Annotated in this window: 15 protein-coding genes; 4 read left to right on the top strand and 11 right to left on the bottom strand. The window is 70.6% G+C overall.

The genetic code is table 11. The features are described from left to right. Positions 1–228: 228 nt before the first annotated feature. From ACFWWR_RS27860 to iolC, 7 genes are all read right to left on the bottom strand, one after another. Positions 229–1092, bottom strand: a complete 864-nt coding sequence (locus tag ACFWWR_RS27860) for an ABC transporter permease (RefSeq protein ID WP_383869367.1) — start codon at positions 1090–1092, stop codon at positions 229–231. Then, a complete protein-coding gene (locus ACFWWR_RS27865) occupies positions 1089–3737 on the bottom strand; it encodes a CocE/NonD family hydrolase (RefSeq protein ID WP_383869364.1) in 2649 nt (882 codons plus the stop codon). Before ACFWWR_RS27865 ends, ACFWWR_RS27860 begins: the two co-directional genes overlap by 4 nt. Before the next feature lie 317 nt (positions 3738–4054). Next, positions 4055–5557, bottom strand: a complete 1503-nt coding sequence (gene mmsA / locus ACFWWR_RS27870; protein WP_383869361.1) for a CoA-acylating methylmalonate-semialdehyde dehydrogenase — start codon at positions 5555–5557, stop codon at positions 4055–4057. A gap of 14 nt (positions 5558–5571) precedes the next feature. Further along, the gene (iolD, locus tag ACFWWR_RS27875; protein ID WP_383869358.1) at positions 5572–7455 is read right to left on the bottom strand and encodes a 3D-(3,5/4)-trihydroxycyclohexane-1,2-dione acylhydrolase (decyclizing); all 1884 of its coding nucleotides are present in this window, start codon (positions 7453–7455) and stop codon (positions 5572–5574) included. After that, positions 7452–8276 carry a 5-deoxy-glucuronate isomerase gene (iolB, locus tag ACFWWR_RS27880; protein ID WP_383869355.1) on the bottom strand — a complete coding sequence of 275 codons (825 nt, stop codon included), beginning with the start codon at positions 8274–8276 and terminating at the stop codon, positions 7452–7454. Before iolB ends, iolD begins: the two co-directional genes overlap by 4 nt. 7 nt (positions 8277–8283) lie before the next feature. Further along, positions 8284–9201, bottom strand: a complete 918-nt coding sequence (locus tag ACFWWR_RS27885; RefSeq protein WP_383869352.1) for a deoxyribose-phosphate aldolase — start codon at positions 9199–9201, stop codon at positions 8284–8286. After that, positions 9198–10148, bottom strand: a complete 951-nt coding sequence (iolC, locus tag ACFWWR_RS27890; RefSeq protein ID WP_383869349.1) for a 5-dehydro-2-deoxygluconokinase — start codon at positions 10146–10148, stop codon at positions 9198–9200. The genes ACFWWR_RS27885 and iolC overlap by 4 nt, the downstream gene beginning before the upstream one ends. A 124-nt stretch (positions 10149–10272) precedes the next feature. Here iolC and ACFWWR_RS27895 point away from each other — a divergent pair, with 124 nt between their 5' ends. Then, positions 10273–11190: a sugar phosphate isomerase/epimerase family protein gene (locus ACFWWR_RS27895; protein WP_383869346.1), complete on the top strand. Its 918-nt coding sequence runs from the start codon at positions 10273–10275 to the stop codon at positions 11188–11190. A gap of 318 nt (positions 11191–11508) precedes the next feature. After that, positions 11509–11700 (top strand): helix-turn-helix transcriptional regulator, encoded by a 192-nt coding sequence (locus ACFWWR_RS27900; protein WP_383869343.1) that lies wholly within the window; start codon positions 11509–11511, stop codon positions 11698–11700. A 128-nt stretch (positions 11701–11828) separates the two neighbouring features. Here the strand turns inward: ACFWWR_RS27900 and ACFWWR_RS27905 are convergent, their stop codons facing one another. Together ACFWWR_RS27905 and ACFWWR_RS27910 are read right to left on the bottom strand one after the other, a co-directional pair. Beyond that, the gene (locus ACFWWR_RS27905) at positions 11829–12872 is read right to left on the bottom strand and encodes a zinc-dependent alcohol dehydrogenase family protein (RefSeq protein ID WP_383869341.1); all 1044 of its coding nucleotides are present in this window, start codon (positions 12870–12872) and stop codon (positions 11829–11831) included. 42 nt (positions 12873–12914) lie between these two features. Further along, entirely contained in the window at positions 12915–15122 is a 2208-nt protein-coding gene (locus tag ACFWWR_RS27910) for an MMPL family transporter (protein WP_384305938.1), read from the bottom strand. A gap of 124 nt (positions 15123–15246) precedes the next feature. Here ACFWWR_RS27910 and ACFWWR_RS27915 point away from each other — a divergent pair, with 124 nt between their 5' ends. Together ACFWWR_RS27915 and ACFWWR_RS27920 are read left to right on the top strand one after the other, a co-directional pair. Next, the gene (locus tag ACFWWR_RS27915; RefSeq protein WP_384305940.1) at positions 15247–15969 is read left to right on the top strand and encodes a TetR/AcrR family transcriptional regulator; all 723 of its coding nucleotides are present in this window, start codon (positions 15247–15249) and stop codon (positions 15967–15969) included. A gap of 50 nt (positions 15970–16019) precedes the next feature. Then, entirely contained in the window at positions 16020–16259 is a 240-nt protein-coding gene (locus tag ACFWWR_RS27920; RefSeq protein ID WP_383869334.1) for a heavy-metal-associated domain-containing protein, read from the top strand. Positions 16260–17074: 815 nt separating this feature from the next. On the opposite strand, the gene ACFWWR_RS27925 is transcribed toward ACFWWR_RS27920, so the two are convergent. Together ACFWWR_RS27925 and ACFWWR_RS27930 are read right to left on the bottom strand one after the other, a co-directional pair. After that, positions 17075–18364 (bottom strand): citrate synthase, encoded by a 1290-nt coding sequence (locus ACFWWR_RS27925; protein ID WP_384305943.1) that lies wholly within the window; start codon positions 18362–18364, stop codon positions 17075–17077. A gap of 211 nt (positions 18365–18575) precedes the next feature. After that, a complete protein-coding gene (locus ACFWWR_RS27930; RefSeq protein WP_384305945.1) occupies positions 18576–20819 on the bottom strand; it encodes an ATP-dependent RecD-like DNA helicase in 2244 nt (747 codons plus the stop codon). Between the last annotated feature and the right edge of the window lie 21 nt (positions 20820–20840).

Below are 20840 nucleotides of genomic sequence, written 5' to 3' on the forward strand. Positions count from 1 at the left end.
TCCGGGTGAACGACGCAGGAAAGTCCGGCCACCGCGGCGACCAGTGCCGTCGTGAGTGCTGCGCATTCCTTTCTCGTGGCGTCGCATGGCCCGCTGCCCCATCAACCCGCCGCCGGGGAATTGGTTTCGGAGGTTCACCCGGTCGGCCCGCGCCACAGCAGGAGAGTCCCAGAACGGGCAATCAGGTGGTCGACCCCGACGGCATCGAGCGAGTAGCCGCCCGACCGGCTACGACACCACGTCCTTCCGGGCGAACCCGCGGAAGGCCAGGGCGAACAGCACGAGGGCGTAGGTGAGGGACACCGCCGTCCCCTGGATCATGCCGGACCACTCGAGGCGGGGCTGTACGGCGTCCGCCCAGGCGAACTGCCAGTGCGCGGGGAGGAAGTGGCGCCAGTCGCCGAGGGCGGTCACCGCGTCGAGGACGTTGCCGACGATCGTCAGACCGACCGCGCCGCCGACCGCGCCGAGCGGGGCGTCGGTCTTGGTCGAGAGCCAGAACGCCAGCCCCGCGGTGACCAGTTGGGACACGAAGATGTACGCCACGACCACCACGAGGCGCTGCGCCGCCGTGCCCGCGTCGAGCACGCCGCCGGTGGGTATCTGCAGGGGGCCCCAGCCATAGGCGGCCGTGCCGACGGCCAGCGCGACCACCGGCAGCAGGACCATCGCGGCCAGGCTGAGACCGAGGCCGACGACGAGCTTGGACCAGAGGAGGCGAGCCCGGGGCACGGGGGCGGCGAGGAGGTAGCGCAGGGAGGACCAGCCGGCCTCCGAGGCCACCGTGTCCCCGCAGAACAGGGCGACGGGAATGACGAGGAGGAAGCCGGCCGACACGAAGAGGCTGACGGCGGCGAAGTTGGCGCCGGACGCCGTCGCCGTGTCCATCAGCGTGATCCGGTCGCCGCCCCCGTCCGGTTCCCCGCCGATGGCGAAGGCGATCAGCAGGACGAACGGCAGGGCGGCGAGGATCCCGCCCATGACCAGGGTGCGGCGCCGCTTCAGCTGGCGGGCCAGCTCCACCCGGAGGGGGAGCGTGCGGCCCGCGCGGTAGCCGGAGGCGACCTCCGGGCGCTCGACGAGCGTGCTCATGCGGAGCCTCCGATCAGGGTGAGGAAGGCGTCTTCCAGTCGGCGGTGCGGGCCCACCGACTCGACGGGCACTTCGAGCCGGACGAGTTCGACGAGCAGGCGCTGCGCGCTGCCGTCGGCGGCGAGGCGGACCAGGAGTCCGTCGTCGGTGCGTACGGCCGAGGTGACTCCCGGCAGTGCGGCGATCTTCTCGACGACCGGCTCCTCCACGGGGGTTCCGGTGCCGACGAGCAGGGTGTCGCCGGAGCCGATGATCTCCGAGACCGGGCCGGCCTGCACGAGCCTGCCCCGGTCCATGACGACGATGTGCGTGCAGGACTGCTCGACCTCCGCCAGCAGGTGGCTGGAGACGATCACCGTGCGCCCGGCGGCCGCGTACCGGATCAGCACCTCGCGCATCTCGCGGATCTGCGGCGGGTCGAGACCGTTCGTCGGCTCGTCCAGTATCAGCAGGTCGGGCATGCCGAGCATGGCCTGGGCGATGGCGAGGCGCTGGCGCATGCCCTGCGAGTACGTGCGCACCGCGCGGGCCAGCGCGTCGCCGAGGCCCGCGATCTCCAGGGCCTCTTCCAGGTGGGCGGCCTCGGCCGGGCGGCCGGTCGCCGCCCAGTACAGCTCCAGGTTCTCCCGGCCGGACAGGTGCGGCAGGAAGCCCGCGCCCTCGACGAACGCGCCGACCCGGGACAGCACCGGGGCACCCGGGCGGATCGCCCGGCCGAAGACGCGGATCTCCCCGTCGTCCGGCTTGATCAGGCCCATCAGCATGCGCAGGGTGGTCGTCTTGCCCGCGCCGTTCGGGCCCAGCAGGCCGAGGACCTGCCCCTTCTCCACGCGGAAGGACAGTTCCTTGACCGCGTACCGGTCCGCCGATTTGGCGTACCGCTTGCTCAGATCCGTTATCTGCAGGGGAACGTCGGCGAGGTCCGGGTCGGGGGGCGCCGCGGAGGTACGGCGGCGGCCGGACAGCAGCAGGACCAGGGCAACCACCGCGCCCGCGAGCGGCAGCCACCACACCCACGCGGGCAGCGGGGCGGCCGCGGTCGTCACGCCGGGGGCCGTCGGCACCTCGAGGTCGCTCTTCAGGGAGACGGTGTACGTCGCCGGGGCGGCCGGGGAGGCGTACCCGAGGTCGGTGGAGGCGAGGACCAGGCGCAGCCGGTGGCCCTTCTCGACGTCGTGGTCGACGGCGGGCAGCGTGATCGTCACGTCCTTGCCGGCCTTGGCGCCTTCCACCCTGAGGGGCGTGACCAGCTGGGAGGGCAGCACCTGCCGGGTGCCGCCCGGGCCGACGTCGTACACCTTGCCGAAGAGGACGGCGTCGTCGCTGGTCGACTCGACGTGGACGGTGACCGTCGGCGATCCGGTGATCCGGACGTCGTCGGCGACCGGCTTCGACTCGAAGCGGGCGAACTGGCCGGGGAAGTCCAGCGAGATGCCGACGCCGAGCGAGGAGAGCTGGGCGAGACCGCCACCACCGAGGCCGGGAAGGGCCGAGACGGCGGGCGGGTTGGCGCCCGCCGGGTTGGCGAAGTGCTGCTCGCGGCCGGTCAGGGCGAACGACTTCCGTCCGCTCTCCAGGCCGGGGTACGTGTCGTCGCTCGCGCCGCGCCGCAGCGCCTGGCCGTCGGTGGAGTCGACGCCTCCGGTACGGGTGATGCGGAAGGCGGGGCCGGTGTCGGCGCCCTTGTCGTCCTTCAGGTACCGGTCGAACCAGGACTGCACGCGGGCCTGGACGCGGCTCGTCTCCATGTCGCCGCCGTCGTGGCCGCCCGCGATCCAGTCGACGTCGACCGGGGCGCCGTTGGCGCGGATCGCCTTGGCGGCGGCGTCGGCCTGGCCGAGCGGGAAGAGGGAGTCGGTCTGGCCCTGCATCAGCAGGGTGGGCACCTTGATGCGGTCGCCGACGGCGGACGGCGAGCGCTCCTCCAGGAGCTTTTCGGCCTGCACGTCCGGGGTGCCGGACTCGGCGACCCGTTCGTACATCTGGCACAGCTGCGTCTCGAACTTGTCGCAGCCGCCGCCGGAGTTGACGAAGATGCCCGCCCAGAGCTTCTTGAACACGCCGTTGGGGAAGAGGGCGTCGGCGAGGTTCCAGTAGGTGATCGCCGGGGCGATGGCGTCCACCCGGTCGTCGTACCCGGCGGTCTCCAGCGCGATCGCGCCGCCGTACGACGCGCCCGCCATGCCCACGCGCGGGTCGCCGGCCTTGTCGAGCTGGACCTGAGGCTGCTCGGCGAGCCAGTCGATGAGCTTGCGTACGTCGGCGACCTCGCCCTTCGGGTCGTTGAGCCCGATCTTGCCGGTGGACCTGCCGAAGCTACGGGCCGACCAGGTCAGGACGGCGTACCCGTCCCGGGCGAGGTTCTGGGCCTGCTGCCGGACGTCGGCCTTGCTGCCGCCGAAGCCGTGGGCGAGGAGGACGGCGGGGCGGCGGCCGGTTCCTCCGGAGGTGAAGTACGAGGTGTCGATGCGCACGCCGTCACCCATGGGCATGACCCGGTCGGTGCGGTGTACCGGCGGCGCCTCGTCATCGGCGGCGGCCGTCCATGTCCCGGCGCCGGCGAGCACTACGACGGCGGCCGCGGCGGCGCCGAGCCGTCGCGGCCCCCTGAGTAGGCCTCGCAGCCGGGGCAGTCGAAGATCCATGCGTCAACGGTACGGGGTGAAACTGTCGGGGAGTTATCGACTGGGGGGTGAACCATGCCCCATCCCGTGGGGGTACGGGAGCGGTTTCGTGTACCGCGAGCGTGGTACGGCGGCCGGGAGCTCGGTGGGTTCTGTGGTCGGCCGGCTGCGGGTGCGTGGGGGCTGGTCGCGCCCACGCGGCGGAGCCGCATGTTGAGCACAGCCCCGCGCCCCTTGGGTCTGCTGGTCCGCCGGGATCGATACAAGCCACCGTGAGTTGCTGCAGCAGAGAAGAACGGGGCCGTCCGTATGACGGACGGCCCCTGAACGGTTCGGTGTCAGTGGTTGCGCGGGAAGCCCAGGTCGACGCCCGCCGGGGCGTCCGCCGGGTCGGGCCAGCGGGTGGTGACGACCTTGCCGCGGGTGTAGAAGTGCGTGCCGTCGTTGCCGTAGATGTGGTGGTCGCCGAAGAGGGAGTCCTTCCAGCCACCGAAGGAGTGGTAGCCGACGGGGACCGGGATCGGGACGTTCACGCCGACCATGCCGGCCTCGATCTCCATTTGGAAGCGGCGGGCCGCGCCGCCGTCCCGGGTGAAGATCGCGGTGCCGTTGCCGAACGGCGAGCTGTTGATGAGGGCCACGCCCTCGTCGTACGTGTCGACGCGCAGCACGCACAGCACCGGGCCGAAGATCTCGTCCTGGTAGGCCTTGGCGGTGGTCGGCACCTTGTCGAGGAGCGAGATGCCGATCCAGTGGCCGTCCTCGAAGCCGTCGACCGTGTAGCCGGTGCCGTCCAGGACGACCTCGGCGCCCTCGGCCGCCGCGCCCTCCACGTAGGAGGCCACCTTGTCGCGGTGGACGGCGGTGATCAGCGGGCCCATCTCGGAGGTCGGGTCGTTGCCGGGGCCGATCTTGATCTTCTCGGCGCGCTCGCGGATCTTGTCGACCAGCTCGTCACCGATCGCGCCGACCGCGACCACGGCCGAGATGGCCATGCAGCGCTCGCCGGCCGAGCCGTAGGCCGCGCTCACCGCCGCGTCCGCCGCCGCGTCCAGGTCGGCGTCCGGGAGGACCAGCATGTGGTTCTTGGCACCGCCCAGGGCCTGGACGCGCTTGTGGTTCGCGGAGGCCGTGGTGTGGATGTGGCGGGCGATCGGGGTCGAGCCGACGAAGGAGACGGCCTTGACGTCCGGGTGCTCCAGGAGGCGGTCGACGGCCACCTTGTCACCGTGGACGACGTTGAAGACGCCGTCCGGCAGACCGGCCTCGGCCAGCAGCTCGGCGATCTTCAGGGACGCCGACGGGTCCTTCTCGGACGGCTTCAGCACGAAGGTGTTGCCGCACGCGATGGCCATCGGGAACATCCACATCGGCACCATCGCCGGGAAGTTGAACGGCGTGATGCCGGCGACGACACCCAGCGGCTGCCGGATCGACGACACGTCCACGCGGCTGGCGACCTGCGTCGACAGCTCGCCCTTCAACTGCACGTTGATGCCGCAGGCCAGGTCGACGATCTCCAGGCCGCGCGCGACCTCGCCGAGGGCGTCGCTGTGCACCTTGCCGTGCTCGGCGGTGATCAGCTCGGCGATGGCGTCGCGGTTGGCGTCGAGCAGGGCGCGGAAGCGGAAGAGGATCTCCGTGCGCTTGGCGAGCGAGGACTGGCCCCAGGTCGCGTAGGCGTCCTTGGCGGCGGCGACCGCCGCGTCCACCTCCTCGACGGAGGCGAACGCGACCTTCGTGGTGACCGCGCCGGTCGCGGGGTCGGTGACCGGCCCGTACGTACCCGACGCGCCTTCGACGGTCTTGCCGCCGATCCAGTGGTTGACGATCTTCGTCATGACCGAGTGCTCCTTCACAGATGGCGGCGTCGGGTGGAGACGTGCCGTTCGTACAGCTCACGTGCCTTCACCGCGGACGGTCGGGTCGCGGTTTCGGCCACAGGTACATCCCACCAGGCCTGCGCCGGCGGCGGGCCCGACACTGTGTCTGCCGTTTCCGTCTCGACGTAGACACATGTGGGAATGTCGGCCGCACGGGCCTCGGCGAGCGCGGCCCGCAGATCCCGTACGGTCTTCGCGCGCAGCACGCGCATGCCGAGGCTCGCCACGTTCGCGGCGAGGTCCACGGGGAGCGGGGCCCCCGTGTAGGTACCGTCCTCGGACTGGTAGCGGTAGGCGGTGCCGAACCGCTCGCCGCCCACCGACTCGGACAGTCCGCCGATTGACGCGTAGCCGTGGTTCTGGACGAGAAGCATCTTGATCGCTATCCCTTCCTGTACGGCCGTCACGATCTCCGTCGGCATCATCAGATAGGTGCCGTCCCCGACCAGCGCCCACACGGGCCGGTCGGGTGCCGCCATCTTGACGCCGATCGCGGCCGGGATCTCGTAGCCCATGCAGGAGTAGCCGTACTCCAGGTGGTACTGGTCCCGCGAGCGTGCCCGCCACAGCTTGTGCAGGTCGCCGGGGAGCGAACCGGCCGCGTTGATGATCACGTCCGACTCGTCCACGAGGGCGTCCAGCGCGCCGAGCACCTGGGACTGCGTCGGCCGTACGTCCGGCTCCTCCGCCTCGTAGCAGGCGTCGACGCGCTGCTCCCAGCGCTCCTTGTCCAGGGTGTACTCGCTGACGTACGTGTCCGGGACCCGGTGCGCGTGCATGCCCAGGGCCTGGGTCAGCTCCTGGAGGCCGCTGCGGGCGTCCGCGACGAGCGGCATGCCGGCGAGCTTGTGGCCGTCGTAGGGAGCGATGTTGAGGTTGAGGAAGCGGACCCCGGGCTTCTCGAACAGGGTGCCGGAGGCGGTGGTGAAGTCGGTGTAGCGGGTGCCGACGCCGATGACCAGGTCGGCCAGGCGGGCGAGTTCGTCGGCCGTCGCGGTGCCGGTGTGGCCGACTCCGCCGACGTCCTGGGGGTGGTCGTGGCGCAGGGAGCCCTTGCCGGCCTGCGTGGAGGCGACCGGGATGCCGGTGGCCGCCGCGAACTCGGCGAGGGCCTCCTCGGCGCGGCTGTGGTGGACGCCGCCGCCCGCGATCAGCAGGGGGCGCTCGGCCACCCGGATGGCGTTGACCGCCTCGGCCAGCTCGGTCGTGTCGGCGCCGGGCCGTCGTACGACCCAGGTGCGCTCGGCGAAGAACTCGTCCGGCCAGTCGTACGCCTCGGCCTGGACGTCCTGCGGGAGGGCAAGGGTGACCGCGCCCGTCTCCACGGGGTCGGTGAGCACCCGCATGGCCTGCAGGGCGGCCGGGATCAGGGCCTCCGGACGCGTGACGCGGTCGAAGTACCTCGACACCGGGCGCAGACAGTCGTTGACCGACACATCGCCCGCGTACGGCAGCTCCAGCTGCTGGAGGACCGGGTCGGCGACCCGGGTGGCGAAGGTGTCGCCCGGGAGGAGCAGGACCGGGATGTGGTTGATCGTGGCGAGGGCGGCACCGGTGACGAGGTTCGTCGCGCCCGGGCCGATGGAGGTCGTGACCGCGTGGGTGGACAGGCGGTTGGACTGCCTCGCGTAACCCACGGCCGCGTGCACCATGGACTGTTCGTTGCGGCCCTGGTGGTAGGGCATCTCGTCGGCGTACTCGACGAGCGCCTGGCCGAGGCCGGCGACGTTCCCGTGGCCGAAGATGCCCCAGGTCGCGCCGATCAGCCGCTGCCGTACACCGTCGCGTTCGGTGTACTGGGCGGCGAGGAAGCGCACCAGCGCCTGTGCGACCGTCAGCCTCGTCGTCGAGGTCATCGGTAACCCCCAGTGCTCTCTACGTGGTCCGGGTGGAAGCAGATCCGCCACTCCCGGGTCTCGCCCGGGCCCGCCATGACGTTCAGGTAGTACATGTCGTGGCCGGGCTGGGCGATCGACGGGCCGTGCCATCCGTCGGGGACGAGGACGGCGTCGCCGGAGCGGACCTCCGCGAGGACGTCCGCTCCGCCCTCACGGGAAGGGGATACGCGCTGGTAGCCGAAACCGTTCGGGCCGTCGATCTCGAAGTAGTAGATCTCCTCCAGCTCGGCCTCCTCGCCCGGTCGGTGCTCGTCGTGCTTGTGCGGCGGGTACGAGGACCAGTTGCCGCCGGGCGTGACGACCTCGACGGCGATCAGCTTGTCGCAGTCGAAGGCGTCCGCCGAGGCGAAGTTGCGGACGTGGCGCGTGCAGTTGCCGCTGCCGCGCACTTCCTGCGGGACCTCCGGCGCGGGGCCGTAGCGGGCGGGGAGTCGTCGCTCGCACTTCGCTCCTGCCAAAGCAAAGCGGCCGCCCGCGCCGGAGGCGATCTGTGCCCGGGCGTCACGGGGCACGTACGCGAAGTCGGTGACTCCGGCGAACACGCTTTCCCGGCCCAGGAGTTGGAACTCTCTGCCCTCTGTTTGCACCGTACATCCGCCTTGCAGCGGGACGACGATCCACTCGCTGTCCCCGGCGTCGAAGGCGTGCGTGCCGCCGGGTGCCAGCTCGACGATCCGCAGGCTGCTGTAGGTCCAGCCGGCCCGCTCGGGGTCGATGTCGACGGCGTACCGGGCGCCCGTCGTGGCGCCCTTCGCGAGGTAGAGGTCGTTGCTCGTCATGCGGCCCTCACAGCAGTCCTACGGCGGTGTCCACGGCGGCGGCCACGTCGCCGTCCGCCGGGTACAGCAGCGAACGGCCGACCACCAGGCCGCGCACGGTGGGCAGTTGCAGGGCGCCCCGCCACTTCTCGTACGCCCCGTCCTGGTCGTCGCCGACCTCGCCGCCGAGCAGCACGGCGGGCAGCGTGGAGGTCGCCATGACCTCGGCCATGTCGTCGGGGTTCTCGGTGACCGGCACCTTCAGCCAGGTGTAGGCCGAAGTGCCGCCGAGCCCGGAGGCGATGGCGATCGACTTGGTGACGGCTTCGGCGGACAGGTCGTTGCGGAGCTTGCCCTCCGCCGAGCGTTCGCTGATGAACGGCTCGACGAAGACGGGGAGCCGGCGCGCGGCCATGTCGTCGATGGCGCGGGCCGTGGACTCCAGGGTGGTGAGGGAGCCCGGGTCGTCGTAGTCGATACGGAGCAGCAGCTTGCCGGCGTCGAAGCCGAAGCGCTCGATGTCCTCGGGGCGGTGGCCGGTGAAGCGGTCGTCGAGTTCGAAGCCGGCGCCCTGGAGGCCGCCGCGGTTCATCGAGCCCAGGACGACCTTGCCGTCGAGGGCGCCGAGCAGCAGCAGGTCGTCGAGGATGTCGGCGGTGGCGAGGACGCCGTCCACGCCGGGGCGGCTCAGCGCCAGGCACAGGCGTTCGAGCAGGTCGACGCGGTTGGCCATGGCGAACTTGCGGTCGCCGACACCGAGAGCGCCGCGGGCCGGGTGGTCGGCGGCGACGATCATCAGCCGGCCGGCCTCGTTGAGCAGCGGGCGGCGGGGGCGGCGGGCGGCGGCCTCCGCGATCGCGTCGGGGTGGTGGGTGCGCAGGCGGACGAGTTCGGTGACGTCGACGGAGGGCACGGGGCCGTTGTCGGCGGGGGCGACGGCGCTCACAGGACGGCTCCCGCCGCGAGGGCCGCCGTCACTTCGTCAGGCGTGGGCATCGCGGACGAGCATTCCAGGCGGGAGGCGACGATGGCGCCGGCCGCGTTGGCGTGCCGCATGATCTTCTCCAGGTCCCAGCCCTCCAGCAGGCCGTGGCAGAGGGAGCCGCCGAAGGCGTCGCCGGCGCCGAGGCCGTTGAGTACGTTCACCGGCAGGGGCGGGACCTCGGCGGACTCGCCCTTGCTGTTGACGGCGAGGACGCCCTTGGGGCCCTGCTTGACGACGGCGAGTTCGACACCGGCGTCCAGGAGCGCCCGGGCGGCGGCGTGCGGCTCGCGCACCCCGGTCGCCACCTCCACCTCGTCCAGGTTGCCGACGGCGACGGTGGTGTGGCGCAGGGCCTCTTCGTAGAAGGGGCGGGCCGTGTCCGGGTCCGTCCAGAACATGGGCCGCCAGTCCAGGTCGAAGACCGTGGTGCCGGCCTTGGCCCGGTGGGCGAGGGCCGCCAGGGTCGCCGTACGGCTGGGCTCCTCGCTCAGGCCGGTGCCGGTGACCCAGAAGATGCGGGCCTCGCGGATGGCGTCCAGGTCCAGTTCGTGGGCGTCGATCTCCAGGTCGGGCGCCTTGGGCCGGCGGTAGAAGTAGAGCGGGAAGTCGTCCGGCGGGAAGACCTCGCAGAAGGTGACCGGGGTCGGCAGGCCGGGGACCGGGGTGACCCACCGGTCGTCGACGCCGAAGTCCCGCAGCGCCTCGTGCAGGTAGGTGCCGAACGGGTCGTCGCCGGTCCGCGTGATCACCGCCGTGTCCCGGCCCAGGCGGGCCGCGGCGACCGCCACGTTCGCGGCCGAGCCGCCGAGGAACTTGCCGAAGGACGACACCTGCGGCAGCGGGACGCCCGTCTGCAGCGGATAGAGGTCCACTCCTATCCGCCCCATGGTGATCAGGTCGTACGCCATCGACTTCCCTTCGTGTCGGCTCTCCACGGCTTTCTAGCCCCGCATGGTGAGCCCTGTCAATGTTTTGTCCAGACATTCGGACCAGGGCTTGACACCCCCGCTCGGGATCCGCACGCTGGCGGCCATGACGTCGTTGTCACCTCAGACCTCACTGTCCCGCATCCGGATCGGATCGGCCCCCGACTCCTGGGGCGTCTGGTTCCCGGACGATCCCCAGCAGGTGCCCTGGCGGCGCTTCCTCGACGAGGTCGCGCAGTCCGGCTACGAATGGATCGAGCTGGGCCCCTACGGCTATCTGCCGACCGATCCCGCCGTCCTCACCGAGGAGACCTCCCGGCGTGGCCTGAAAGTGTCGGCCGGCACGGTCTTCACCGGCCTGCACCACGGCGAGGCCGTGTGGGAGAAGACCTGGGACCACGTCGCGGACAACGCGGTCCTGGCCCAGGCGATGGGGGCATCCCACCTGGTGGTCATCCCGTCCTTCTGGCGGGACGACAAGACCGGTGAGGTGCTGGAGCCGGACACGCTCACGCCCGAGCAGTGGCGCAATCTCACCTCCCTGACCGAGCGGCTCGGCAAGGAGGTGCGGGAGCGATACGGCCTGCAGATCGTCGTCCACCCGCACGCCGACACCCACATCGACAGCGAGGAGAACGTGGTCCGCTTCCTCGACGGCACCGACTCGTCGCTGGTGTCACTGTGCCTGGACACCGGGCACTACGCGTACTGCGGCGGGGACAGTGTCAAGCTCATCGAGACCTACGGCGAGCGGATCGGGTACCTGCACCTCAAGCAGGTCGACCCGGAGATCCTGGCGGACGTGCGGGCCAATGAGGTGCCGTTCGGGCCGGCGGTAGCGCGCGGTGTGATGTGCGAGCCGCCGGCCGGGGTGCCCGCGCTGGGGCCCGTCCTGGAGGCCGCGCAGAAACTGGACGTGGACCTGTTCGCGATCGTCGAGCAGGACATGTACCCGTGCGAGCCGGACAAGCCGCTGCCGATCGCGCAACGGACGCGGGCGTTCCTGAGGTCCTGCGGGGCGTAGCCGCCAAAACCGGCGGGGCTCGCCGAAGGCACACCGGGCATCCGACCGTGATCCGGGGGACACGGTCGCCCACAAGTCAACGCGCCCCGCCGACCGGCCCGCGTACGCCTTTGCGTCACCTCTGTCACAAATACCCCCCTTGTGTCACATGTGTCGCATGTACGCGGCACGTGCGTCACATCGGCGCACAGGCCCTGCCCGGCCCTCACCCTGCGTCGTTCACCGGGACACAGGCTTTGTGATCGCCAGCGCAGCGCCCGGCTCCCCCGGACGGCCGCTTCCGGCCGCCGCCGCGGTGCGCGCAGGGAGGTGCAACCCATGACCGACCGAAGGCTCTGGTCCTACAAGGACATCGCGGCGCACATCCGGGTGCAGCCGGACACCGTGCGCTCCTACCGCAAGCACGGACTGCTGCCACCGCCCGACCACGTCGAGGGCGGCAAGCCCTTCTGGTACGCGGACACCGTCCGGGCGTGGGTGGCGTCCCGCCCGGGAAACCGGGGCCGATGAGAGTTCTGCCCGGAAGAACCTGTGCCCCACCCGCACGTGGGGCACAGTCGTCCGATGGACGTCTCCGTCAAACCCCCTGACCGGCGCCCGGACCGTACTGCGACCGTTCACCGCGGCCGAGGCCGCTCTCAGTGCCACGGCTCGATGACGGTCACCCCCGCCCCCGGTGTCGTCCCCATCGCGGCCAGCGCGGACGGGGTCGCGTCAAGGGTGATCGTGGAGGTGACCAGCAGGTCGGGCCGCAGGACCCCCGCCCGGACCAGTTCCAGCATCGGCGGATAGGTGTGCGCGGCCATGCCGTGACTGCCGAGGAGCTCCAGCTCCAGGCCGATCGCGCGGGCCATCGGCACCGGTGTCGTGCCGGTCGGGGAGGGCAGCAGGCCGACCTGGACGTGACGGCCACGGCGGCGCAGGCCGTTCACCGAGGCCGCGCAGGTGGCGGGCGAGCCGAGGGCGTCGAGGGAGAGGTGCGCGCCGCCGCCGGTCAGCTCGCGGACCGCCGCCGCCGTGTCCTTGATTCCGGACGCGTCCACACAGTGAGCCGCACCGAACTTCTCTGCCAGGTCCAGGGCTTGAGGCGACACGTCGACGGCCACGACCCGCGCCCCCGAGGCTGCCGCGATCATCACCGCGGACAGGCCGACGCCCCCGCAGCCGTGCACCACGACCCACTCCCCCGCCGCCGCCCGGCCCTGTTGCACCACCGCCCGGAACGCCGTGGCGAACCGGCAGCCGAGCGAGGCGGCGGTGGCGAAGGACATCTCGTCCGGGACCGCGACGAGGTTCACCTCCGCGTGGTCCAGCGCCACGTACTGGGCGAAGGAACCCCAGTGTGTGAAGCCCGGCTGCGTCTGCCGTTCGCACACCTGCTGGTCGCCCGCCGCGCAGGACGGGCAGGTGCCGCAGGCGCACACGAAGGGGACGGTCACGCGATCGCCCGGGCGCCATCCGGTCACCCGGGTGCCCACCGCCTCGACGACACCGGCGAGTTCGTGCCCCGGCACATGCGGCAGCGTGATGTCCGGGTCGTGGCCCTGCCAGCCGTGCCAGTCGCTGCGGCACAGTCCCGTCGCCTCGACCCGCACCACGACCCCGTGCTCCGCGGGCTCCGGGTCGGCCACCTCCCGCACCTCGGCCGGCTCCCCGTACCGCTCGAACACCACTGCCCGCATACGCCCGCCTCGCCTTGTGCCGATCGCTTCTGACGCCGAACGCTAGCCGCGCGCCGCCACCTTGTCCCGGTCCCGCGTCACGGCCGGCTCAGGACCGCCGCCACCCTCGCTCAGGCCGAACCGCTGGTGGAACCGCCGCAGCGGCCCCGGCGCCCACCAGGTCGCCCGGCCCGTGAGGCGCATGACCGCCGGGACCAGGAGGCTGCGGACGATCATCGCGTCCATCAGGACCGCCAGGGCGATGCCCAGGCCGAGCATCTTGGTGTTGGTCACCCTGGACGTGCCGATCGCGACCATCACGACCGCGAGGATGACCGCGGCCGCGGTGATCAGCCCGCCCGTGCGCTGGAGCCCGTGCCGGACCGCCTGGTCGTGGTCACCGGTCTCGTCGTACTCCTCCTTGATGCGGGAGAGCAGGAAGACGCCGTAGTCCATCGACAGTCCGAAGGCCACGCAGAACATCAGGACAGGAAGGGTGGTCTCTATGGATCCGGGGCTGGTGAAGCCGAGCAGGCCGGACAGATGGCCGTCCTGGAAGATCCAGACCACCGCGCCGAACATCGCCGTCAGGCTGAGCGCGTTGAGCACGACCGCCTGGACCGGTATCAGCACGCTGCCCGTCAGCAGGAACACCAGGAGCAGGGTGACGATCACGATGAAGGCGCCCGCAAGGGGCAGTTGCTCGCCTATCGCGTCCTTCGAGTCGACCAGCACGGCCGCCGCGCCCGTCACCTCGGTGTCGAAGGGGGCGCTGGTGGCGCGCAGCTCACCCACCAGGTGCTGAGCCGGGTCGTCGACGGCCTCGCCCTTCGGCAGCACCGTGAAGTACGCCGAGTCGCCCTTGACCAGCGGGCCGTCGACCCGCCGCACCTCGGGCAGGTCCGCGATCCGCTCCTTGTACGCGGTGTACTGCGCCCGGGTCGCCGGCCCCTGGGCGAGCACTTCGATTCCGCCGCCGGGGCTGCCGGGGAAGCCGTCCCGGATGTGCTGCTGCACGACGTGGGACTCGGCGGAGGAGGGCAGTTGGCGGTCGTCGGCGGTACCGAACTTCACACCCAGGAAGGGCAGGCCGAGGAGGACGAGCACGGCTGTGGTGCCCAGGGCGAAGAAAGGGGCACGGCGCATGACGAGGCCGGCGGTGCGCGCCCAGGCGCCACTCCCCTCCGTGGCCACCCGCGGTGGCCCGCCGCGCCGGAAGACGCGCCGCAGATCGAGGGAGTTGACCCGGTGGCCCAGCAGGACCAGGGCCGCCGGGAGCAGGATCAGCGCGGCCGCCGCGGCCAGCAGGACGACCGCTATGCCGGCGTACGCGAAGGACCGCAGGAAGTACTGCGGGAAGAGCAGCATCGCCGCCAGTGAGACGGCGACCGTGAGCGCGGAGAAGAGCACGGTGCGGCCCGCTGTCCGCAGGGTCGTGCCGACCGCCGTCAGCGGCTCGGCGCCGGTGGCCAGTTCCTCGCGGAAGCGCCGGACGATGAACAGCGCGTAGTCGACGGCGAGGCCGAGGCCCAGGGCGGTGGTGAGGTTCAGTGCGAAGACGGAGACGTCGGTGACCTCGGTGAGGCCGCGCAGTACCGCGTTGGTGCCGAGGATCGCGACGATGCCGATACCGAGCGGCAGCAGGGCGGCGACCGCGCTGCCGAAGACCATCACCAGCAGAACCAGTGTCACCGGCAGGGCGATGATCTCGGCGCGGGTCAGGTCCTCCTGGATGATCGTCTGCATCTCGTGCCGGACGGCTACCGGGCCGCCCACCGTCACGTCCACCGGGCCGTGCGCGCCTCGGTAGGAGGAGGCGATGCGGTCCAGGGTCTCGCCCATCTCCTTCTCGTCGCCCGTGATCCGGGCGGCTATCAGCGCCTCGTGGCCGTCCTTCGCGCGAAGGGTGGGGGCGCCCGACTGCCAGTAGGAGCTGACGCCCACGACGCCCCGCTCACCGGCCAGCCGCCCGGCGAGGCGCTCGGCCTCCGCGGCGACCGCCGGGGCGTCGGCCGAGGCGGCTCCCGAGTCCACCAGGAGCAGGAAGTTGGGCTGGGAACCAGGGAACTCGCGCTCCAGCGCCTTGGTCGCGTACGTCGATTCGGCGCCCGGGTCCTCCCAGCCGCCGGCGCCCAGCCGGTCGGCGACCCCACTGCCGGCCAGCACGGCGAGGACGGTGACCACCAGGGCCGCGAGCAGCGACAACCGGGGGCGGGCGGTCACGAATCGGGTCCAGCCGCCGACGGCGGGCGGGTCGTTGACTTCGTTCATCGTGCGGTGTCCCCTTCACCGTGGAACGCATAAAATGGCAAACACGAGAGATCGCTCGCGTTCCACCAGAATGCGAGCGACCGCTCGTGTTTGTCAACCGCGTTCGGAGACTTGGGGAAAACGCGTGCCCGAGAGCCAGGAGCAACAGGAGCAACAGGAGCAACAGGAGAAGCAGGTGGAGGAACAGCCGCCGCGCCGCCGCCAGGCCCGCGGCGAGCGCCGCATCACCCAACTCCTCGAAGCGGCCGCCAACGTCTTCTGCACCACCGGCTACACGGCCGCCAGCACCAACGCCATCGCCCGCGAGGCGGGCGTCTCACCGGGCACGCTCTACCAGTTCTTCCCGAACAAGGAAGCGATCGCGATCGAGCTGGGCGACCGGCTCATGCAGGAGATGCGGGAGACGTACGGCGAGGCGCTCGCACCGATCGATCCCGTGACCCCGCTGGAGGAAGCCGTCGGCGCCGCCGTCGAGCGGTTCATCGACTTCAACTGCGAGCACCCGGTGTTCTTCGCGCTGATGCACGGACCCGACATCCCCGGCCGGATCGCCGAGGCGCACGACGCACTGCACGCCAGCCTGCTCTCCCGCATCGAGGGCCTGCTCTCCTCGCTCCTGCCCGACGCACCCCCGGCCGACCTCACCCGTACCGCGCACATGTGCCTGGGCCTCTACAAGGCGGGCCTGGAGCTCGTCCTGGCCCACGAGGGCGCCGAGCGGGCGGCCTACATCCAGGAAGTGAAGAACGCCCTGGTCCGTTACCTCGACCCGCTGGTCGGGGAGAGACTCGGCCACCCCGGCCCCCGGCCGGCACGTCACGACCCTTCTTGGAGAAGTACCCCCTAGGGGTATAGCGTGTCCGGGGTGAGTCCCACCCGCCCCACGAGGAGAACGAGATGACCGCTCAGACCGACACCCCCGGCTCCGTCACCACCGTCTACAAGGTGAGCGGCATGAGCTGCGGGCACTGCGAGGGCTCCGTCTCCGGCGAGATCTCCGAGATCCCCGGCGTCAGCTCGGTGAAGGCCGTCGCCTCGACCGGGGAGGTCACCGTCGTGTCCGCGGCCCCGCTCGACGAGGAGGCCGTGCGCACCGCCGTCGACGAGGCCGGCTTCGAGCTCGCCGGCAAGGCCTGAGCACCGACTCCCGACCGGACCGTACCGACCGGCCGACACCGGTTCCGTACGGTCCGGTCCGCCGTCCGGAGCGGCCCGCACCAGGAACGAGGCCGGGCGGGACGGCCGTACGGCGGCCGTTGCCGAGTGGCGGTCCGTCGCCATGGTGGGTGACGAGCCGGGGAGAGCGGGACCAGCTGGGCGACCGCCGGCGTTCGCGGTGACGAACAGCCTCCGACCGTGAACGTTCGGTCAGCGGACCGGCGAAGTGCGCCGTTGTTACCGCCGGGTTGGTCCAAGTCGAGGCCAAAGCCCCTCTGGAGTCCTGCGCCCGCCTCACATAAGCTCTTCACAAGGCTCGCGCATCATCCTTACGCTTGGGTCTCGTTCGCTGTATCCGGGCTCTTGCGTATCTAACGGACATATGCAAGAGACCCAGATCACAGTGATGCGAACGTAACCATCGAAGGGGTTCAAAGGTCTAAGTTGACGATGTCAGAAAGCGTCTTGGGGGGCGCCTACTGGCATCTGAGGATGTCTTGGGGGACTTCCTCAGAGATGCGTTGCCGGGGCACGCACACCGGGGAGCTTTGAGCGGCCCTCCCAGCGTGCGCTGTCCCGGCAGACCGCACACAGCAGTAGTACGACGAGTTCTGCTCGTTTTGCTCAACAGCGAATTCAGGCGCTGGTTTCTCACAGACGCCCGGCCGGATCCCGTGGGGGGAATCCGCACCGGGACATGGGAAGGCGCCCTGGACGCCGGCCCGTGGGGGGACCGTCGACAGGGCGCCTTCCGCTTTTTGCGCTTGCGGCCGCTGACTAGGCGGCCGCGGTGATCATCGCGCCTCGACCGGAACGAAGTCGCGCTCGACGACACCCGTGTAGATCTGGCGCGGGCGGCCGATGCGGGAACCCGGCTCCTTGATCATCTCGTGCCACTGGGCGATCCAGCCCGGCAGACGTCCGAGGGCGAACAGGACCGTGAACATCTCGGTCGGGAAGCCCATGGCGCGGTAGATCAGGCCGGTGTAGAAGTCCACGTTCGGGTAGAGGCTGCGCGAGACGAAGTAGTCGTCGGAGAGCGCGTGCTCCTCCAGCTTCAGCGCGATGTCCAGCAGCTCGTCGGACTTGCCGAGGGCGGACAGCACATCGTGCGCGGCGGCCTTGATGATCTTGGCGCGCGGGTCGAAGTTCTTGTAGACCCGGTGGCCGAAGCCCATCAGCCGGACGCCGTCCTCCTTGTTCTTCACCTTGCGGATGAAGGAGTCGACGTCGCCGCCGGAGGCCTGGATGCCCTCCAGCATCTCCAGCACCGACTGGTTGGCGCCGCCGTGCAGCGGGCCCCACAGGGCGGAGATGCCGGCGGAGATCGAGGCGAACATGTTCGCCTGCGAGGAACCGACCAGGCGGACGGTGGAGGTCGAACAGTTCTGCTCGTGGTCCGCGTGCAGGATGAGCAGCTTGTCCAGGGCGGAGACGACGACCGGGTCGAGTTCGTAGTCCTGCGCCGGGACCGAGAAGGTCATGCGGAGGAAGTTCTCGACGTAGCCGAGGTCGTTGCGCGGGTAGACGAACGGGTGGCCGATCGACTTCTTGTACGCGTACGCCGCGATCGTCGGAAGCTTGGCGAGCAGCCGGATCGTCGAGAGGTTGCGCTGCTTATCGTCGAACGGGTTGTGGCTGTCCTGGTAGAACGTGGACAGCGCGGAGACCACCGACGACAGCATGGCCATCGGGTGGGCGTCCCGCGGGAAGCCGCGGTAGAAGTTCTTGACGTCCTCGTGCAGCAGGGTGTGCTGCGTGATGTCGGTCTGGAACGAGGTGAGCTCGTCGACGGTCGGCAGCTCGCCGTTGATCAGCAGGTAAGCGACCTCCAGGAAGGTGGAGCGCTCGGCCAGCTGTTCGATCGGGTAACCGCGGTACCGAAGAATGCCCGCCTCGCCGTCGAGGTAGGTGACCGCGGATTTATAGGCGGCGGTGTTCCCGTAACCGCTGTCCAGAGTCACCAGACCGGTCTGGGCGCGGAGCTTCCCGATGTCGAAGCCCTTGTCGCCGACGGTGCTGTCGATCACCGGGTAGGTGTACTCGCCGTCGCCGTACCGCAGTACTACAGAGTTGTCGCTCACGTCATCCCTCACCGACGTTGTGCCTCTTCTTCGAGGTTGCCCTGACTGTCTCTACCATCCCCCATTTGGCGCAGGAGAGTGCACTCGGGGTCGACCATTGGGCTTATCGGCGGCACTGAGTGCCGCCAACTCGCTCATCCTGCCTCTCCTCCACCCGCTCCGGAAGAGCTCTGTGACCCACATGACTCATTTGATCGATCATTTTTTGCGGTCACAGGGCCGAGAGCCGGAAGTCGAGTGCCGTGCAGCGGCGTCCCGCGGACACCGTGCGCACCGCCTGGCCGATCGCCTTGCGCGAACCGACCAGGACGACCAGCTTCTTGGCGCGGGTCACCGCCGTGTACAGGAGATTCCGCTGGAGCATCATCCAGGCGCTGGTGGTGACCGGGATCACCACGGCCGGATACTCGCTCCCCTGTGACCGGTGGATGGTCACCGCGTACGCGTGGGCCAGTTCGTCCAGCTCCTCGAATTCGTACGCAACCTCCTCGTCCTCGTCCGTCAGCACCGTCAGGCGCTGGTCGACCGGGTCGAGCGAGGTGACCACGCCCACGGTGCCGTTGAAGACACCGTTGGTGCCCTTCTCGTAATTGTTGCGAATCTGGGTGACCTTGTCGCCGACCCGGAAGACCCTGCCGCCGAACCTCTTCTCGGGCAGCTCGGGTCGCCCGGGGGTGATGGCCTGCTGGAGCAGGCCGTTGAGGTTGCCCGCGCCGGCGGGTCCCCGGTGCATGGGCGCGAGGACCTGGACGTCCCGGCGCGGGTCGAGGCCGAACTTGGCCGGAATCCGCCGTGCCGCCACGTCCACGACGAGGCGGCCGACCTCCTCCGTGTCGTCCTCGACGAAGAGGAAGAAGTCCTTCATGCCGTCGGTGACGGGGTGCTGCCCGGAGTTGATCCGATGCGCGTTGGTCACCACGCCGGACTGCTGGGCCTGCCGGAACACGCGCGTGAGGCGCACCGCCGGGATCGGGCCGCCCTCGGCGAGCAGGTCGCGCAGGACCTCGCCGGCGCCGACGCTGGGCAGCTGGTCCACGTCTCCCACGAAGAGGAGATGTGCGCCGGGAGGCACCGCCTTCACCAGTTTGTTCGCGAGCAGCAGGTCGAGCATCGACGCCTCGTCGACCACCACCAGGTCGGCGTCCAGCGGGCGGTCCTTGTCGTAGGCCGCGTCGCCGCCGGGCTTCAGCTCCAGCAGGCGGTGGACGGTGGAGGCGTCGGCGCCGGTGAGTTCGGCGAGGCGCTTGGCGGCGCGGCCGGTGGGGGCGGCGAGGACGACCTTCGCCTTCTTGGCGCGGGCCAGCTCCACGATCGAGCGGACCGTGAAGGACTTGCCGCAGCCGGGGCCACCGGTGAGGACGGCGACCTTCTGGGTGAGCGCGAGCCGGACGGCGGCCTCCTGCTCGGGCGCGAGAGAGGTCCCGGTGCGCGAGGCGAGCCAGCCCAGTGCCTTGTCCCAGGCCACGTCCTTGAAGCCGGGCATCCGGTCCTGGTCGGTGCGCAGGAGGCGCAACAGCTGGGCGGAGAGGGACAGTTCGGCCCGGTGGAAGGGGACGAGGTAGACGGCGGTGACGGGGGCGCCGTCCGGGCCGGGCACCTTCTCCCGCACGACACCGGGGTCCTCCCCCTCCTCCGGGGGCGCCGCGAGCTCGGCGAGGCACTCGATGACAAGGCCGGTGTCGACCTGGAGGAGCTTGACCGCGTCCGTGATCAGCTGTTCCTCGGGAAGGTAGCAGTGGCCCTGGTCGGTGGACTGCGAAAGGGCGTACTGCAGGCCCGCCTTGACGCGCTCCGGGCTGTCGTGCGGGATGCCGACGGACTGGGCGATCCTGTCGGCGGTGAGGAAGCCGATGCCCCAGACGTCGGAGGCCAGCCGGTAGGGCTGGTTCTTCACCACGGAGATGGAGGCGTCGCCGTACTTCTTGTAGATGCGGACCGCGATGGACGTGGACACCTCGACGGTCTGGAGGAAGAGCATGACCTCCTTGATCGCCTTCTGCTCCTCCCAGGCGTCGGCGATCTTCTTCGTCCGCTTGGGGCCGAGGCCGGGGACCTCGATCAGGCGCTTGGGCTCCTCCTCGATGATCTGGAGGGTGTCCAGCCCGAAGTGCTGGGTGATGCGGTCGGCGAAGACCGGGCCGATGCCCTTGACCAGCCCCGAGCCGAGATAGCGGCGGATGCCCTGGACGGTGGCCGGGAGGACGGTCGTGTAGTTCTCGACGGTGAACTGCTTGCCGTACTGCGGATGGGAGCCCCACCGGCCCTCCATCCGCAGGGACTCACCGACCTGGGCGCCGAGCAGCGCGCCGACGACGGTGAGGAGGTCGGCTCCGCCTCGGCCGGTGTCGACCCGGGCGACCGTGTAGCCGTTCTCCTCGTTGGCGTACGTGATGCGCTCCAGTACGCCTTCGAGCACGGCGAGTCGCCGCTCCCCGCTCCCCGATTCCTGAGCCATGATCCGACGGTACCGCCCGGC

The sequence above is a fragment of the Streptomyces sp. NPDC058678 genome, assembly GCF_042714835.1.
Classification (GTDB): Bacteria; Actinomycetota; Actinomycetes; order Streptomycetales; family Streptomycetaceae; genus Streptomyces.